Below are 17,653 nucleotides of genomic sequence, written 5' to 3'. Positions count from 1 at the left end.
GCTAGAGCCTGCGAAACATCACCAAAGCGTCGACATAACCCTGCGTCGGATGAAGAAACACGCCGGGGAGACGGCCAACGACATCGAAGCCGAGAGACTGCCACAGCGCGACCGCACGTTCATTGCTGCTGACGACGAAATTGAACTGCATGGCTCGAAAGCCTCGCGAGCGGGCATGCTCCAGGGAATGGTCATGCATCAGCCGGGCGACGCCGCGGCCGCTCGCAGCAGCATCGGTCATGTAGCCGCAATTGCAGACATGCCGGCCACCGCCGGCCTGATTGGCCTTGATGTAATATGTGCCGAGGATCACACCTTCCTCTTCGGCGACGAAGGTCTCACGGTCCGGTCCCCACCAGTAGGCAAGCGCATCGGTTTCCGAGAGATCGCGATCGAGCGCATAGGTCTCGCCGGCGCGGATCGTCGGGCCGATGATCCTCCAGATAGCGCCTTGATCGTCATATTCCGCGGGTCGGATCAGCATGCCGGGTTTTTTATCGAAGCAGAGCGCAGCACGCAACGCTGCGCGCGCTCAAAGTCTTTCGAGCGCGGCTGATTATATCGTGCCGGTCACCGATGCACGCTGTCGACAGCGAATACGCGCGGTCTCCACAAGCTCCAATGCCATTGTGCCGGCGATGCGGCCTGAGATGCAGAGCGAAGGGGCGAATAGGGCGCAAATGTCAGCAACCAGGATCAAGCACCCCCTCAGACCCTATGGCAGAAACAGGCGTACTGGCAGTTGACCCGCAGGAGGTTCTCATGAACGACACGATCCCTTCCGCCCTTTGCACGGACAATGACGGCGCTCAGCGTCGCAAGCATGAACATTATACAAGGCATTCTGCCTTTAGCGCGCCCGGCCGCCATTCCGCGCTCCTCGACATGCTGCCGTCCGATCCGGGCGGCGTCGCCCGCACGGTCCAGGCTTTGCTGATCTACGAACACGCCGCAGAACCACTCTATGGTTACAAGGTTCCCGAAGCGCGCCGCGCCGAAAGCCATATCCGCCCGATCGAGAAAATGGTTGATGCGTTGCTAGCGCTTGACGATCGCCCGCTCTCCTGCGCCCGGCCGCCCGAGAAGCGTCTGGTTGGCATCTGCCGCCATTACATGTTACTTTCCGTCGCAATCCTTCGCCAGCACGGAGTTCCCGCCCGAGGCCGCGGAGGCTTCGGCGCCTACTTTAATCCAGGCAAGTTCGAAGATCATTGGGTCTGTGAATACTGGAAAGCGGGTGATGGGCGCTGGGCCCTGCTGGACAGTCAGCTCGACGAGGTTTTCATCCGGAATCTCGAAATTGGTTTCGACATCCATGACGTCCCGCGCGCCCAATTCTTGACCGCGTCCGAGGCTTGGCGCAGATGCCGCAGCGGAGAACTCGATCCGAACCTGTTCGGCATCGAGTTTGAGCAGCTTCGTGGTCTGTGGTTCATTGCCGGCAACCTGATCCGAGACCTCGCCACCATCAACGGTCGCGAAGTCCTGCCCTGGGACGTGTGGGGTGCACAACCCGCACCAAATTCAACGCTTTCGGACTCCGAACTGGATTTCTTTGACGAGGTCGCCTTGCTTACGGCCGATCCGGATGCAGATATCGACGCGTTGAACCGGCGATTTTTCAAGGATACGAAACTACGGCTGCCCGAAAGCGTCTTCAACTCATTGCGTGAGCGTCAGGAAAGATTGTTAGAGGGCTGAGAGGCTGCGCGGAGGGTCGAAGATTGCAGCTCCCCGCAAGGACCCTAGCTATCCTGCCACCATTCTGCCCTGCCGCATCGGCCGCGACGGGAAGTCCGATGCCAGGATTTGCGCGTGTGATATGATGGGCTTGGCGCTGTAGCACCGTGATTTGGAGATGTGGCGACGTCTCGGGATCTGACGTGTGGCGCCCTCAAATCCTTTCCAGTGCGATCGCAATCCCCTGCCCGACACCGATGCACATGGTCGACAGCGAATAACGTCCGCCGGTTTCGGCAAGCTCCAGCGCCGCCGTGCCGGTGATGCGGGCGCCCGACATGCCCAAGGGATGGCCGAGCGCGATCGCGCCGCCATTGCGGTTTACCCGTTGATCGTCATCGGCTATCCCGAGTTCGCGCAGCACCGCCAGCCCCTGGCTGGCAAAGGCCTCGTTGAGCTCGATGACGTCGAACTGGTCCTGGGTCATGCCGAGCCGCGCCATCAGCTTGCGCGAGGCCGGGATCGGTCCGATGCCCATCACCCTCGGCGGAACCGCGGCGGCCGCGCCGCCGAGGATGCGGGCGATCGGCGTCAACCCGTATTTTCGCGCCGCCGCTTCGGAGGCGACGATCAGCGCCGCCGCGCCGTCATTGACGCCGGAGGCATTGCCCGCCGTCACCGTGCCGCCTTCCTTTTTGAAAGGTGTCGCGAGTTTCGCCAGCGTTTCGATCGTCGTCGCGCGCGGATGCTCGTCCTTGTCGACGATAACAGGATCGCCCTTGCGCTGCGGGATGACCACCGGAGTGATCTCCTTCGCCAGGCGTCCGTTTGCCTGGGCGGCGGCCGCCTTCGCCTGGCTTCGCACCGCGAATGCATCCTGATCCTCGCGGCTGACATGATAGTCTTCGGCAACGTTCTCACCGGTCTCCGGCATGGAATCGACGCCGTACTGCTTCTTCATCAGCGGGTTAACGAAGCGCCAGCCGATCGTCGTGTCGTGGATCTCAGCCGCGCGTGAAAAGGCCGTCTCGGCCTTCGGCATGACGAAGGGCGCGCGCGACATACTTTCGACGCCGCCTGCGATCATCAGCTCGGCCTCGCCGGAGCGGATGGCGCGCGCCGCCGTGATTACCGCATCCATGCCGGAGCCGCAGAGCCGGTTGATCGTCGTGCCGGGAACCGTGATCGGCAGGCCGGCAAGCAGCGCCGACATGCGCGCGACATTGCGGTTGTCCTCGCCCGCCTGGTTGGCGCAGCCGAAGATCACGTCGTCGACCGCTTCCCAGTCGACGGCGCCGTTGCGCGTCATCAGCGCCTTCAAAGGGATAGCGCCGAGATCGTCGGCGCGCACTTGGGAAAGCGAGCCGGCGAAACGGCCGATCGGCGTTCTGATATAGTCGCAGATAAAGGCTTCGGTCATGGCTTTTCCTCAGAGTTGCGGGACGTCGAGGTCGGCAACCGGCCCGTCGACATGCAGCGGCGCGCCGGTCATGGCCTGCAATTCCTCCTGCGACATCGCAGCCAACTTCTCGCGCAGGACGAAGCGTCCCTTCACGATGTCGATGACGGCATGGCTGGTATAGACGCGGGTGATGCAGGCGACGCCGGTCAGCGGGAAGGTGCAATTCTCCACCAGCTTCGGCTCGCCTGTTTTGGTGACATGTTCGGTGATGACGCAGACCTGCTTGGCGCCGTGCACCAGGTCCATGGCGCCGCCGACGGCCGGCACGCCCTTGCTGCCCACCCGCCAGTTGGCGAGGTCACCGCTCTGGGCAACCTGATAGGCGCCGAGGATCGCGACGTCGAGATGGCCACCGCGCACCATGGCGAAGCTGTCGGCGTGATGGAAGAAGGCAGCACCCGGCTTCAGCGTCACCGCTTTCTTGCCGGCATTGATCAGATCCCAGTCCTCCTCGCCTGCCGCCGGCGGTTCGCCGAAATTCAGGATACCGTTTTCGGTGTGGAAGATCGCCTGACGGCCGGGCGGCTGATAACGGGCGACCATTTCGGGAAAGCCGATGCCGAGGTTCACATAGGCGCCGTCGGCGATGTCCTGCGCGGCGCGCCAGGCGATCTGCGCATTGGAAAGCTTGATGTCTTCCCGGGTGTTGATGGAGCTGTGATCGATGGTCATACGTAGGCCACTCCGGCTCGAATGAGCTCTTCTTCCTGCTGAGGATTGGAAACAGCGACGACGCGGTCGACGAAAATACCGGGCGTCACCACATGCTCTGGATCGATGCCGCCGGCCGGCACGATGGACGAGACCTGGACGATGGTCTTCGCCGCCGCCATGCACATCAGCGGATTGAAGTTGCGGCCGGCCTTGTTGTAGGTGAGATTGCCCTGGATGTCGCCGATCTCAGCCTTGACGATCGCGAAGTCGGCCTTCAGCCAGCGCTCCTGCACATAATGGCGGCCATCGAATTCGGCGATGACCTTGCCGTCGGCAAGTTCGGTGCCGTAGGCCGTCGGCGTGTAGAAAGCCGGGATGCCGGCTCCGCCGGCCCGGATGCGCTCGGCAAGTGTTCCCTGCGGCACCAGCTCGAGCTCGATTTCACCGGCCAGATATTTATCGGTGAAGGCGCGCGGATCCGAGGAGCGCGGGAAAGAGCAGATCATCTTCCGGACCAAGCCGGCATCGATCATCGCAGCGATACCGATGCGCCCGTTGCCGGCATTGTTGTTGATCACGGTAAGGTTCCTGGAGCCCTTGTCGATCAAGGCATGAATGAGCTCGATCGGCGCGCCCGAGCCACCAAAACCACCGATCATCACGGTCGCGCCATCACCGATTTCAGAGACGGCTTCCGCCGTGCTCCCGACTGTCTTGTCCATGCGGGATCTCTCCTTGGCTAGATGCGGCCGGGAATTCTCCATCCCGCCCCTCTGGCGTAGACATAAAGCGCGGCATCTCAGGCGGCAATGTATTTTGTGCGATATTTGACATTTGTTCGTATATCGCACAAATAAGGAGCGGTCGGGCGCAGCCCGAGCAATCGATCCAGTGAATCGATTGCAGCGACGAATGCCCGAAGCGCAAGCGAAGGGCGAAGCACCATAGAACGCGTTCCGACAGGCAACCCAACACAGGAGCCCACCATGCGCGAAACGGATTTCGTCAGCGGCTTTGCCCGCGGCCTGAAAGTCATCGAAGCTTTCGGCGAAACGCGGCAGCGGCTTTCGATCGCCGAGGCCGCCAAGCTGACGGAGCTCGACCGCGCCACCGTGCGGCGCTCGCTGCTGACGCTCGCCGAACTCGGTTTTGCCGATTATGACGGCAAGTTCTTCACGCTGACGCCGAAGATCCTGCGGCTTGGCCATGCCTATCTCGCGGCGACGCCATTGCCGGCGCTGCTGCAGCCGCATCTCGATCATCTCTCGGAAAAGGCCGGCCAGAGCGCCTCGGCCTCGGTGCTCGACGGCACCGACATCGTCTATATCGCCCGCGCCTCGCAGCGCCGCGTCATGTCGATCAATTTGACCCCCGGCAGCCGCCTGCCCGCCTACTGCGCCTCGATGGGGCGCGTGCTGCTCGCGGCCCTTAGCGAAAGCGAGGCGCGCGCCATCCTCGCCCGCAGCGAGCTGAAGCAAAACACGGCGAATACCAGGACGGATCCGGACGAACTCATTGCCGAATTCCGCCGGGTCCGCGCCGAGGGTTACGCCATTATCGATCAGGAGCTGGAGATCGGACTCTGCTCCATCGCCGTGCCCATCGACAACGACCGCGGCGAAACGGTCGCGGCGATCAATATCGGCGCGCCGGCCGCCGTCGTGCCGGCGGCGGAGATGAAGGAACGCTATCTGCCGCTGCTGAAGGAAACACAGGCTGCGTTGCGGCCGCTGCTGCGCCGATAACGATCAGCTTGGTGACAGAGCGGCCCCAGTCAGCGCCGGGGCCACTCGTAATCGGTCAATGCGTCAAGTCGAGCGCGGCTGTGAGGTCGCCCATCGGCGGCTGGTCATTATTGCGCAGCGCCTTGTCGCGGGCGAGGATGCCGGGCAGCACCGGCAGATCGTAGCGCGTGGTGATGAAGCGGATGATCGACGTCGTGTCGTACTGGGTGTGATCGACCATCCCGCCGTTGGCGAAGGGCGAGATGATGAAAGCCGGAATACGGTTGCCCGGGCCCCAGCGATCGGCCTTCGGCGGTGCGACGTGATCCCAGAAGCCGCCATTCTCGTCATAGGTGACGATGACGAGCATATGGCCCCATTGCGGGCTCTTCTCGAGGTGGGAGACGATATCGGCAAGATGCTGGTCGCCGCTCGAAACATCGGCATAACCGCCATGTTCGTTGAGGTTGCCCTGCGGCTTGTAGAAGGAAACCGCCGGCAGCTTGCCGTCGTCGATATCCTTGAGGAAGGCTTCGCCGCCAAGGCCGCCATCCCTCAGATGCTCCGCACGCGCCGGGGTGCCAGGCGCGAAATTGGCGAAATAGTTGAACGGCTGGTGGTGGAACTGGAAGTTCGGCACCGGGGTAGCATTCTTGCCATCAAGGGCTGCCTGCCAGGCGCCGCTATACCAGGCCCAGCTGACGCCCTTCAGCGATAACAGGTCGCCGATGGTGATTGCATGCTGCGGCGGCAGCGTCGTTGCGGCCGCCGGATCGGCATAGGCCGCGTCACCATCCTTGGCCGGCGGATTGGCGCTCGGCTGGTAGGGCGGCTGCATGGTGTTGACGGCGTAGAAGTCAGGCGTCAGCGTGCCGTCGGAGACGAATTTCGGTGCGCCCTCCAGCGCCGACTTCGGCGCGTTTTCCGCGACCGTCAGCGACGTGCCATCCGCATCCACCTTGGCGATGGTCGGCTTGGCCGGGCTCTTGTCGGCATCCGGATAATAGGGCGTGCAGGCGCAGACCAGCGCGAAATGGTTGAGGAACGACCCGCCGAAGGCGCCCTGGAAGAAATTGTCGGCAATGACGTATTTCTTGGCGACCTGCCACATCGGCAGGATGGAGCCGTCGTAATGGCCCATGACGAGGCTGCCGGAATCGGCCCAGGCGACGAACTTGTCGTTCTTGCCGCCGTCGATCTGCATCTGCTCCTGGTAAAAGCGGTGCCAGAGGTCGCGGGTGATAACCGAAGGCGCCTGCGCAAAACCCTGCGGATCGTCGATCGCGAAGGAGGCGTTGGCGAGATGGGCCGACTGCGCCTCGGTGACGGCAGGCGAGACACCCTTGGCGGTGAGGCCGCCCCAGGCCGGCGGCAATTCGGACAGCGGCTCGCCGTCCCGGTCGAGCTGGCGGGCGCGATCGGCGGTCGCGTTCGAGAGCCCGTCGGCGCCGGAAAAGCTGCCGTAGAGATTGTCGAAGCTGCGGTTTTCGGCATAGATGACGACGACATTGTCGATCTTGTCGTAGCCGGCGGGCGCCGCGTGGGCTGCCGTCGCCATGGCAAACGGCACAATGGCCGATCCGGCGAGACAGATGGAATGGAGGAGTTTCAGTCTTTTCACGGGGAGTACCTCATGGCTAGGGGCGTTGGCTAGAGGGAGCGGAGAACGCTCGGGGGGCACCCTGACGCTAATCCGGCCGTCTATCAACTTTGTGACATCAGGGGTTGCCGTGATGCCGCAGGGAATAGCCGTCATCAATTTGTTGCAACCAGGTTCGATCATGGAGGAAACCAGTCTTAAGCTATTGGAATCCTTATCATGGCAATCACGACCATCTGGCTTGTGCGGTCCGGCCTGGCCATGAGCATGGGTGCTGCAGCGCTCTGTCTGGCCATTCTTCCCCTGCGGCAAAGCAGCGCGGCGACCGCCGCCGGCGTGCATCCCGGACCGATGTCGCGCACCGAAGCCTTCGCCCGGGCCGAAACGCTCACCGCACTCGGCCGCAAGATATTCTCAGATCCCTCGCTGTCAGCCTCGGGGCTCCAGGCCTGTGCTTCCTGCCATGATCCCAGTCACGCCTTCGGCCCGGCATCGGCCGTGCCGGTGGAAATGGGCGGCGAACATGGGGACCAGCCGGGGCTGCGCGCCGTTCCGACGCTGCGTTACCTACAGGCAGTGCCTGCTTTCACCGAGCATTATTACGATTCCGAGGACGAGGGCGACGAAAGCGTCGACAATGGCCCGACGGGCGGCCTGACCTGGGACGGCCGGGTCGATCACGGCGCCGATCAGGCGAAGATCCCGCTGCTCTCGCCCTTCGAGATGGGCAACAAGGATGCGGCCGCCGTGGTGGCGAAGCTGCGCAAGGCCGCCTATGCCGACGACATCAAGGCGGCCTTCGGCGAAACGGTGTTCGACAATCCTAAGGATGCCTTTGATGCCGCCGCCGAGGTCCTCGCCACCTTCGAGCAGAGCGGCCCGGATTTTTATCCCTATTCCAGCCGCTACGACGCCTTTCTCGCCGGCAAGGCGACACTGACGGCGCAGGAGCTGCGCGGACGACAGCTGTTCGAGGATCCGGCCAAGGGCAACTGTTCGAGCTGTCACCTGAGCGAGCCGGCCAATGACGGCGAGCCGCCGCAATTTTCCGATTTCGGCTTCCTCGGGCTCGCCGCACCGCGCAACACGGCGATCCCGGCCAACAGCGACCCGAGCTATCATGATCTCGGTCTTTGCGGCCCTCAGCGTACCGACTTTGCCGGACGCAGCGAATATTGCGGCCTGTTCCGCACCCCGACGCTGCGCAATGTCGCGTTGAAGAAGAGCTTCCTCCACAATGGCTATTTCCACTCGCTGCGCGACGTCGTCTCCTTCTACGCGACGCGCGACAGCGATCCCGGCCGCTGGTATCCAAGGAATGGCGACGGCACAGTCCGGAAATATGACGACCTGCCGCAGGCCTATTGGGACAATCTCAACCAGGACCCGCCCTTCGGCAGGAAGCCGGGCGATGCGCCCGCCCTCACCGATCCCGAAATCGACGACATCGTCGCCTTTCTCGGAACCCTGACCGATGCCGACCTGCAACATGATGCGACCGGGCATTGACCCGGGCCAGCGGACCTGTTGTGGACCTGCCAGGCTGAGGACGGAAACGCATCTCGGTCATTGCTTGAGAATATGCAATCGGTGATTTATATGCGTCATCGATGAATAGAGGTAGCGATGGCCAGCATAACGATCAGGAATCTCGCCGATGCCATTCGCGCCCGCTTGCGATCGGTCGGGGGAATTGAGCTCGAAATTCCGCCCCGCCAGCCGATCCGAGACGCGCCGAACTTTGACGCGTAACGTTCCAGATACCAACGTCATATCGGAAGTCGGAAGGGCTTCACGTTCATTCATGGCGGCTTGAAACCAAGCCGCTATCTTACAAAACAGTCGAAGCATTCCCACTTGATGTATCATAATATCCGATATACATCATTTCATCGGAAATGGTGGGGGGATGATGGAACGCTCGTTTTTGACGATTGCCGCCGGCGAGAATAATGATGCGATACGCGCGCTTTCGGCGCCGGCGCGGCTGGAGATGCTCAAGCTGCTCTGCGCCAAAGGGCCGATGAATATCAACGATATCGCGCGTGCTCTTTCTCTTCCTCAATCGACCGTCGCCACCGGGATCCAGATTTTGGAAGACGCCCGGCTGGTCGATTCCCAGCTGACGAAGGCGCGCAAGGGAAACCAGAAGATCTGCTCGGCGATCTACAGCGAAATTCTGATCAGCTTTGAGGAAAGTGCCGCCCAAAGGGCCAACAATATCATCGAAGTCGAGATGCCGGTCGGGCTCTACACCAGTTGTGACGTCCATGCGCCATGTGGTCTTTGCTCCACCGAGAGCGTCATCGGCCCTCTCGATGTTCCCGACTATTTTCTGGATCCGCAGCGCATGCAGGCCGGGCTCGTCTGGTTCGGCAGGGGCTATGTGGAATATAAATTCCCCAACAACGCCAAGGTGTTGAACAAGGATATCCGCGCCATCGAATTTTCGTTGGAGTTGTCGTCGGAAGTGCCCGGCACCAATCCGGATTGGCCCTCCGACATAACCCTCTGGGTCAATGGAATGGCCATTGGAACCTGGACGTCGCCCGGCGACTACGGCGACAAGCGCGGCGCCTTCACGCCGGCATGGTGGAAGCTCGAGGGCTCGCAATATGGTATGATGAAGACCTGGCGTATCTCCACGCGCGGAACCTTCATCGACGGTGTCGCCGCCTCGAATGTCACGCTCAGCGACCTCGCGCTTGCCCAGCATTCCTCCATCCGGCTCCGGGTCGGCATCGCGGAGAATGCCGGCCATACTGGCGGCGTGAATATATTCGGTCGCGGCTTCGGAAATCACGGACGCGATATCATCATGCGACTGCATGTCTGAAATATCAAAATCGGAAATCTTGATTTACATATTACGCTTCTTTCCAGTTTTGACGACCGATAAAATCTGTCAAACATTTGTAATAAAACAGCTTTTTCGGCATATCGGATTAGTATGATTAAAACCGCAACGCAGTTGACAGAACAACATTCCTGATATCAAGTTAGAGGCAAGAAAACAAAATACCTGATATATAAACGGGAGGATCCGTTGAAGACGAACGTCGTTGTCCACCGCGATTTCCGCATCGCGACCATTGACTCCAGGCTCTATAGTTCATTTCTCGAGCATCTCGGCAGAGCGATCTACGGGGGCATTTATGAGCCCGGACACCCGACGGCCGATGAGGACGGATACCGGCAGGATGTCCTCGATCTGGTCCGTGAGCTCGACACGCCATACTGCCGCTATCCCGGCGGCAACTTCGTTTCGGCCTATAATTGGGAAGACGGCGTCGGCCCCCGTGAGGAACGCCCAGTGCGCCTCGACCTTGCCTGGCGCACCCGCGAAGCCAATCAGATCGGCGTCAATGAATTCGTCGACTGGTGCAAGAAGGCGAATACCAAGCCGATGCTTGCCGTCAATCTCGGATCACGCGGCCTGGATGCCGCCCGCAATTTCCTTGAATATTGCAATCATCCTGGCGGCACCTACTGGTCGGATCTGCGCCGCAAGCACGGCTGGTCCAATCCGCACGATGTCAAATTGTGGTGCCTCGGCAACGAGATGGATGGTCCCTGGCAGGTCGGTCACAAGTCGGCCTATGAATATGGCCGGCTGGCGGATGAGACGGCGAAGGCCATGCGCGGCTTCGACAAGTCCCTCGAACTCGTGGTCTGCGGCTCGTCCAATTCCGATATGAAGACCTATCCCGAGTGGGAAGCCCAGGTCCTCGAGCAGTGCTATGACAGCGCCGACCATATCTCGCTGCATATGTATTTTGCCAACCGCGAGAAAAATACGCTCAACTATCTCGCCCGCGCGACGAAGCTCGACCGCTACATCACCACGATCGGCGGCGTGATCGACTACATCAAGGCGAAAAAACGCTCGAAGAAGACAATCGGCATTTCCTTCGACGAATGGAATGTCTGGTATCATTCCAACCAGCAGGACAAGGAGATCCTGGCGCGCGACGAATGGCCGGATGCGCCGCATCTCTTGGAAGACATCTATAATTTCGAGGACGTGCTGCAGGTCGGCGGCATCCTGAACACCTTCATCCGTCGCTCCGACCGCGTGCGCATCGCCTGCATTGCGCAGCTCGTCAACGTCATCGCCCCGATCATGACCGAGGACGGCGGTGCGGCTTGGCGCCAGACCATTTATTACCCGTTCTATTACGCCTCCAGATATGGCCGCGGCTCGGCACTGCAGCTGGTCGTCGATGGCCCGACCTATGACAGCGACGAGGAGAACGACGTCCCCTATCTCGACGTATCGGCAGTCCATTCCGAGGATGGCAAGACCCTGACCTTCTTTGCCGTCAACCGCCATCCGAGCACGGCGCTCGATCTCGATGTGCGGCTGGAAGGCTTCGGAAGCGCCCGGGTGGTCGAGCAGGTGGAAATGATCCACGGCGATCTGGAAGCCGTCAACACGGCAGCGCGGCCGCAAACGGTCGCCCCCGTCAATGTCGAGAGTGGAAAGATCGAGGATGGACGGCTGCGGGCGGCGCTGAAACCGTTCTCCTACAACGTCATCCGGCTGTCGGTATGACAGCCACCGCCGGGTAAGCCCCGATTGGCCACCGGCTGAGATTTCGGCTCACTGCGAGGAGGCAGGGAGCCGGAGGGATGGTTCACCGAGGTCCTGGACCTGACTGTTCAGGTCCTGAGGCCTCTGCGAACCGACAACCGCGACGTGCCCATGCGTGCCTTTGCGGCCGCCGTATCGTCGCTTTCTAGGGAGGAGTTCATGCAACAGTGGAAGAGGCTCGCATTTGGCGTCGCGCTGGCCGCACTCGGCCTGACAGCGACGGCCAAGGCCGATGACTACACCTCCTTGCCGCGCAAGGAGACGCTCATCGTCGAAAATCCGGAAGGGACGATCAAAAATCCCGGCTGGTTCAACATCTGGGTCAATGGCGGCGGCGGCGTATCGACCGGCCTGCAGCAACTGACCATGGATACGCTCTGGTATATCGACCCCGAACAAGGACTTGGCGGCGCGACCTGGGACAATTCGCTGGCTGCCGACAAGCCGCAATATAATGCCGACTTCACCGAGATGACCGTGAAACTGCGCAAGGGGCTCTTCTGGAGCGACGGCGTGGAGTTCACGGCAGACGACGTGGTCTATACCGTCAAGACGCAGATGGATCACCCCGGCATGATCTGGAGTGCTGCCTTCTCGGTGCAGGTGGCAAGCGTCGAGGCGACCGATCCCTCGACTGTCGTGTTCAAGCTGAAGAAGCCCAATTCGCGCTTCCACGCCATCTTCACCGTGCGCTGGAACGGCGCCTGGATCATGCCCAAGCACGTCTTCGAGAAAGTCGAAGATCCGCTTCGTTATGATTTCGCCAATCCCGTTTCGCTCGGCGCCTACAAGCTCAAGTCCTACGATCCCCAGGGCAAATGGTATACCTGGGAGAAGCGTGACGACTGGCAGCGGACCTCGCTTGCCCGCTTCGGCGAGCCGGCCCCGAAATACGTGACCTATACCGATCCCGGCCCGCCGGATAAACGCACCATCGCTCAGCTCGAGCATAATCTCGACATCATTCACGACAACACGCCTGAGGGCATGTTCACGCTGAAGGAAAAATCGAAGTCGATCGAGACCTGGTTCCCGGGCTTCCCATTCGCCCATCCGGATCCGACGCTTCCGGCGGTGATCTTCAACACCCAGAATCCACCCTTCGACAACGCCGATGTACGCTGGGCGCTTGCCCTGCTGATCGACATCAAGGCTGTTGACATGGCGAGCTACCGCGGCGCTGCGACGCTGTCGGCGCTCGGCGTGCCGCCGACGGCGGCCACGATGAAGGACTATCAGGCGCCGATGCAGGATTGGCTGAAGAATTTCGAGATCGATACCGGCAAGAGCAAGATCAAGCCTTATGACCCGACGGTCGGGCAACAGATCGCCGATATCCTGCGCAAGCAGCCGAAGTTCAAGGACCAGATCCCGACCGACTCGCAGGCAATCAGCGGTGCCTTCGGCTATGGCTGGTGGAAACCGGATCCGAAGGCTGCCGGCGAACTGCTGGAGAAGGCAGGCTTCAAGAAATCTGGCGGCAAATGGCTGACCCCTGATGGACAGCCCTTCAAGATCCGGATGACGGTGGAAGGCGACACGCGCTCGGTCTTCACCCGGGCAGGCACCCTGATCGCACAGCAGTGGGCTGCATTCGGCATCGACGCCAAAGCCGTGCCGGCCGCGAAACTTTGGCAGGTGGCACTCCAGCCCGGCGATTTCCAGGTGGCGATCGCCTGGAGCGTCGAAACCTGGGGCGGCGACCCCGACCTGTCGTTTTTCCTGGATAGCTGGCATTCGCAGTTCGTGGCCAAGAAGGGTGACAATCAGCCGCCGCGCAACTGGCAGCGCTGGAGCAATCCGGAGCTCGATAAGATCATCGAAAGCATTCGCGGCATCAGCGCCGACGACCCCAAGGGCGTCGAGCTCGGCAAGGATTATCTGAAGCTGGTCGCCCGCGAAATGCCGACGATCCCGCTGATGTCGTATAACGTCTTCACCTCGATGGATACGACCTATTGGACCGGTTATCCGACGATCGCCGATCCCTATACCGATCCGGTGCCGAATTGGGCCAACTCCAGGCTGATGATGGTCAAGCTGAAGCCGGCACAACCGAAATAATCCTCCCAACGCCGGCGCGAGTGTTGCGCGCCGGCCCCCTAATCGACGGGCATGTGGCATGTCCGTCGATCCTTTCCACTTGATGAAGGGAACCAGAGAGGAACCACCGCCCTATGACGTCCTATCTGATCTTTGTGCTGAAGCGGTTCGGTCAGTTTCTGCTAGTCGTATTCCTTGGCGTGACCATCACATTCTTCGTCACCCACCTGACCCCGATCGATCCGGTCGAAGAAAGCATAGGCGCCATCACCCAGATGGGGCAATCCGATCCGAATGCGATCGAACTGATGCGCCAGTCACTTCGCGAGCTTTACGGCATGGAGGGCTCGATCTGGCAGCAATACCTGAATTTCTGGCTGCGGCTTGCGACCGGTGATCTCGGTCCCTCGCTCTCGGCTTTTCCCACGCCCGTTTCCACCATCATCCTGCGGTCCCTGCCCTGGACCATCGGGCTGATGACGGTGTCGACGCTCATCACCTTCGTACTCGGCAATGCGATCGGCGCGCTCGCCGGCTATTACCGCAAGGACATGGTGCTGAAAGCCGTTAGCCTCGTCTTCATCGCCCTGCTTCCCATTCCCTATTACATTCTGGCCTTCGTGCTTCTGATTGTGTTCGGCTATCTCTGGCCGGTGCTGCCGATCAATGGCGGTTACGAGATGAATGCCAATCTGGACCTCTCCTTTGCCCTCGTCCTCGATATCCTGAAACACTCGATCCTGCCGGCCCTGTCGCTGATCATGGTCGGCGCCGGCAGCTGGCTGATCGGGATGCGCGCGCTCGTTTCCAACATCATCACCGAGGATTACGTCGTCTTCGCCGAGCTCGGCGGCGTTCCGAAGCGAAAGATTCTGCGCTCCTATATCGCCCGCAATGCCATGGTGCCGCAGTTCACCGGGCTTGCCATGTCGCTCGGCGCGATCTTCAACGGCACGGTCATCACCGAAATCGTCTTCGGCTATCCGGGCATCGGCAACCTGCTGATCGAAGCGGTGCATGCCGGCGACTACAGCCTGGTGCTCGGCCTCAGCGCATTGTCGATCGTCGGCGTCGCCGCCGCGGTGTTCATCATCGACATTCTGAGCCCGCTGATCGATCCGCGCATCAAGGTGGAATAGAGCATGTTTACGATCGTCCGCGACCTCGCGCGCCAGAATATGGAATTCCTCAGCGGCCTGCTGCTCTTTGCCGTCATCGTTGGCTTGATAGTGGTGTCCTATTTCTCGCCTTACAGCGCGACCGACATCTATCTTCTGCCGCCCGACATGCCGCCGGATGGCGAATATTGGCTCGGCACGACATCGCGCGGCCAGGACGTTTTCTGGCAGCTGACGACCGCGCTTCGCAACACCCTGTTTTTCGGCATCGGCGTCGCCTTCATTTCACGCATCATCTCGCTGGTCGTCGGCCTCGTCGCCGGTTATGCCGGCGGCGCAGTCGACCGGGTGCTGATGGCCATCAACGACAGCGTCATGGTCATCCCGCAATTTCCGCTGCTGATCCTGTTCTACTTCGTGCTGAAGGACAGCATGACCTGGACGGTACTGATCGTCATCATGGCCTCGCTCGGCTGGTCCTATGATGCACGCCTCATCCGTTCGGTGGCGATCAGCCTGAAGACGAGATCCTTCACCACCCAGAGCGTCTATTCGGGCATGAGCATGCGCAAGATCCTCGTCGAGGAGCACCTGCCCTATGTTCTGCCGATCGTCTTTGCCACCACGATGAACAACATGATCTGGTCGATCGGCATGGAGATCACCCTGTCGGTGCTGGGCTTCACCGATATCGAGACGCCGACCATGGGCATGATGATCTATTGGGCCAATGCCCATTCGGCGCTGATATCAGGCATATGGTGGTGGGTGGCCGCCCCCGTCGCCGTCATCGTCGTCCTCTTCCTGGCGCTCTTCCTGCTGTCCATGTCGATGAACGAATACAATGATCCGCGCAGCCGGCTGAACCGGATGGGAAATTAGTATGGATCCTTTGGTCGAAATCGAGAATCTGAAAGCCTATTACCGTGCCTTCCTCTACGGCGTCGATCGCGAGGTGCGCGCCGTCGACGATATCAGCCTGACCATTGCCCGCGGCGAGGTCTATGGCGTTGCCGGTGAATCGAGCAGCGGCAAGACGACCTTGATCAAGACCATCGCCGGCGCGATCCGGCCGCCGCTGAGGGTCGTGTCGGGAAAGGTGACATTCCATTTCGACGGCGGCACCCAGGATATCTACGCGATGAAGCCGGAAGAGCGCCTGGCGCTGCGCTGGCGGCATCTGTCCTATATCATGCAGGGTTCGATGAATGTGCTCAATCCGGTGCGCCGGATCCGTCATTCCTTCACCGATTTCGCCTTTCGCCACATGAAAGTCGGCAACAGCGAGTTTTTCGAAAGGGTCGCCACCCATCTGCAGCGGCTGAAGCTAGATCCGCATCTGCTCGACGCCTATCCCCACGAACTGTCAGGCGGCATGCGCCAGCGCATGACCATTGCACTGGCGACGATCCTGACTCCGGAATTCATCATCGCCGACGAACCGACGACCGCGCTCGACGTCATCGTTCAGCGCGACGTGCTGTCGATGATCCGCGAAATCCAGCGCGAGATGGGCTCGTCCTTCCTGTTCGTCACCCATGATATGGGAGTTCACGCGACGGTCTCCGACCGCATCGGCATTGTCTATGCCGGTCGTCTTGTCGAAGAAGCGCCGACCGCCAAACTCTTCAACATGCCACTCCACCCCTATACGCAGCACCTCGTCGGCAGCCTGCCGCGCATCGGCGATGCGACGTCCCGCCCTTCGCTGGAGGGGCGTCCGCCGAACCTCGCCATGCCGCCGGAAGGCTGCCGGTTTCACCCGCGCTGTCCGAAGCGCATGGAGATCTGCTCGCAGAAGGTTCCGCCGCTCGTCACCGTCGAGCCGCAGCGGCGCGTGGCGTGTTTTGCCGTTACGGGAGATCAGGTTTGAGCGCTCTTCTTAGCCTCTCGCATGTCACGAAAGTCTATCGCCAAGGCGGCATGCTCGGCCGGCGCCTGATCACGGCGGTCAAGGACGTCAGCTTCGAACTGGGCGCGGAGCCGGAGATCCTCTCGATCGTCGGAGAATCCGGCTCGGGAAAATCGACGATCGCGGCCATGATCCTCGGCCAGACCGAACCAACGGAAGGCGAGCTTGAATTCAGCGGCAGGACCGTCGCCGTCCATAGCCGATCCGAACGCAAGGCTTTCATGAAAGAGGTGCAGCCGGTTCTGCAGAACCCCTTCGAAGCCTTCAATCCGCTGAAACGTGTCGATCGTTATCTCTTCGAGACCGCCCGCAATTTTTCGTTCTCGGGAAAACGACCGGACCGGCAGCAGGCGGAGAAGATGGCGGATGCCGCGCTCGTCCATGTCGGCCTGACCCTTGAAGAGGTGAAAGGCCGGTTTCCCCACGAATTGTCGGGCGGCCAGCTTCAGCGCGTCGCCATCGCCCGCGCACTGATCCCGCAACCCCGCCTGCTAGTGGCCGACGAACCGGTCTCCATGGTCGATGCATCACTGCGCATGGCCATCGTCAACCTCTTTGGCCGTCTGAAAAACGAGCTCGGTCTTTCCATCGTCTACATCACCCACGACCTCGCCACCGCCTATTACATCAGCGACAACATCATCATCATGCGTAAAGGCGAAATCGTCGAGCGAGGACGGGCCAGGGCCGTGTTGGATGATCCGCAGCATCCGTATTCGCGGGCGCTGAAGGACGCGGTGCTTGCTGCTGATTTCAGCGTGGCGACGTAAGCCTGCAGGGAGGATGCGCCGTCCTAACGCTTTTCCCCAAGAAGCGCTCGCCAGGCTATCGGGCCGCGCGGTGATCCGCGTCTCTCATATGGCTGA

General features: G+C 61.0%; 16 protein-coding genes. 10 read left to right on the top strand and 6 right to left on the bottom strand.

The window, feature by feature from the left end:
* Position 1: 1 nt before the first annotated feature.
* Positions 2–484: a GNAT family N-acetyltransferase gene (locus B5P46_RS15570; protein WP_129419430.1), complete on the bottom strand. Its 483-nt coding sequence runs from the start codon at positions 482–484 to the stop codon at positions 2–4.
* Between the two features lie 278 nt (positions 485–762).
* Here B5P46_RS15570 and B5P46_RS15565 point away from each other — a divergent pair, with 278 nt between their 5' ends.
* Entirely contained in the window at positions 763–1,701 is a 939-nt protein-coding gene (locus B5P46_RS15565) for a transglutaminase domain-containing protein (protein WP_129419429.1), read from the top strand.
* A 193-nt stretch (positions 1,702–1,894) separates the two neighbouring features.
* On the opposite strand, the gene pcaF is transcribed toward B5P46_RS15565, so the two are convergent.
* From pcaF to B5P46_RS15550, 3 genes are read right to left on the bottom strand one after another with little or no spacing between them, the layout of a single operon-like run.
* Positions 1,895–3,100, bottom strand: a complete 1,206-nt coding sequence (gene pcaF / locus B5P46_RS15560; RefSeq protein WP_129419428.1) for a 3-oxoadipyl-CoA thiolase — start codon at positions 3,098–3,100, stop codon at positions 1,895–1,897.
* A gap of 9 nt (positions 3,101–3,109) precedes the next feature.
* Positions 3,110–3,814 (bottom strand): 3-oxoacid CoA-transferase subunit B, encoded by a 705-nt coding sequence (locus B5P46_RS15555; protein ID WP_129419427.1) that lies wholly within the window; start codon positions 3,812–3,814, stop codon positions 3,110–3,112.
* Positions 3,811–4,518: a 3-oxoacid CoA-transferase subunit A gene (locus B5P46_RS15550; RefSeq protein ID WP_129419426.1), complete on the bottom strand. Its 708-nt coding sequence runs from the start codon at positions 4,516–4,518 to the stop codon at positions 3,811–3,813. The genes B5P46_RS15555 and B5P46_RS15550 overlap by 4 nt, the downstream gene beginning before the upstream one ends.
* Before the next feature lie 264 nt (positions 4,519–4,782).
* Here B5P46_RS15550 and B5P46_RS15545 point away from each other — a divergent pair, with 264 nt between their 5' ends.
* A complete protein-coding gene (locus tag B5P46_RS15545; RefSeq protein ID WP_129419425.1) occupies positions 4,783–5,541 on the top strand; it encodes an IclR family transcriptional regulator domain-containing protein in 759 nt (252 codons plus the stop codon).
* A 55-nt stretch (positions 5,542–5,596) separates the two neighbouring features.
* Here the strand turns inward: B5P46_RS15545 and B5P46_RS15540 are convergent, their stop codons facing one another.
* Positions 5,597–7,141, bottom strand: coding sequence for an acid phosphatase (locus B5P46_RS15540; protein ID WP_129419424.1), 1,545 nt, complete (start codon positions 7,139–7,141; stop codon positions 5,597–5,599).
* A 198-nt stretch (positions 7,142–7,339) separates the two neighbouring features.
* Between B5P46_RS15540 and B5P46_RS15535 the strand changes: the two genes are divergently transcribed.
* Complete coding sequence (locus B5P46_RS15535; RefSeq protein WP_129419423.1) at positions 7,340–8,629, top strand: cytochrome-c peroxidase; 1,290 nt, start codon at positions 7,340–7,342, stop codon at positions 8,627–8,629.
* Between the two features lie 57 nt (positions 8,630–8,686).
* Here B5P46_RS15535 and B5P46_RS34435 read toward each other — a convergent pair whose 3' ends face one another.
* Positions 8,687–8,926, bottom strand: coding sequence for a hypothetical protein (locus B5P46_RS34435; protein WP_164986488.1), 240 nt, complete (start codon positions 8,924–8,926; stop codon positions 8,687–8,689).
* A gap of 103 nt (positions 8,927–9,029) precedes the next feature.
* Here B5P46_RS34435 and B5P46_RS15530 point away from each other — a divergent pair, with 103 nt between their 5' ends.
* The 7 genes from B5P46_RS15530 to B5P46_RS15500 all read left to right on the top strand — a co-directional run bounded on the left by B5P46_RS15530 (position 9,030) and on the right by B5P46_RS15500 (position 17,557).
* Positions 9,030–9,956 (top strand): ArsR/SmtB family transcription factor, encoded by a 927-nt coding sequence (locus B5P46_RS15530; protein WP_017957935.1) that lies wholly within the window; start codon positions 9,030–9,032, stop codon positions 9,954–9,956.
* 210 nt (positions 9,957–10,166) lie between these two features.
* Positions 10,167–11,675 carry an alpha-N-arabinofuranosidase gene (locus B5P46_RS15525; protein WP_129419422.1) on the top strand — a complete coding sequence of 503 codons (1,509 nt, stop codon included), beginning with the start codon at positions 10,167–10,169 and terminating at the stop codon, positions 11,673–11,675.
* A gap of 198 nt (positions 11,676–11,873) precedes the next feature.
* Positions 11,874–13,778 (top strand): ABC transporter substrate-binding protein, encoded by a 1,905-nt coding sequence (locus B5P46_RS15520; protein ID WP_129419421.1) that lies wholly within the window; start codon positions 11,874–11,876, stop codon positions 13,776–13,778.
* A gap of 113 nt (positions 13,779–13,891) precedes the next feature.
* Complete coding sequence (locus B5P46_RS15515) at positions 13,892–14,896, top strand: ABC transporter permease (RefSeq protein WP_028741746.1); 1,005 nt, start codon at positions 13,892–13,894, stop codon at positions 14,894–14,896.
* 3 nt (positions 14,897–14,899) lie between these two features.
* Positions 14,900–15,757 carry an ABC transporter permease gene (locus tag B5P46_RS15510; RefSeq protein ID WP_129419420.1) on the top strand — a complete coding sequence of 286 codons (858 nt, stop codon included), beginning with the start codon at positions 14,900–14,902 and terminating at the stop codon, positions 15,755–15,757.
* A gap of 1 nt (position 15,758) precedes the next feature.
* Positions 15,759–16,748, top strand: coding sequence for an ABC transporter ATP-binding protein (locus B5P46_RS15505; protein WP_129419419.1), 990 nt, complete (start codon positions 15,759–15,761; stop codon positions 16,746–16,748).
* Complete coding sequence (locus B5P46_RS15500; RefSeq protein WP_129419418.1) at positions 16,745–17,557, top strand: ABC transporter ATP-binding protein; 813 nt, start codon at positions 16,745–16,747, stop codon at positions 17,555–17,557. Before B5P46_RS15505 ends, B5P46_RS15500 begins: the two co-directional genes overlap by 4 nt.
* The last annotated feature ends 96 nt before the right edge of the window (positions 17,558–17,653 follow it).

Origin of the sequence: Rhizobium leguminosarum, from assembly GCF_004123835.1 — a bacterium.
Classification (GTDB): Bacteria; Pseudomonadota; Alphaproteobacteria; order Rhizobiales; family Rhizobiaceae; genus Rhizobium; species Rhizobium leguminosarum_M.
Note: the sequence above shows the minus strand (reverse complement) of the source record. Positions and strands in the feature narration are given on the sequence as shown.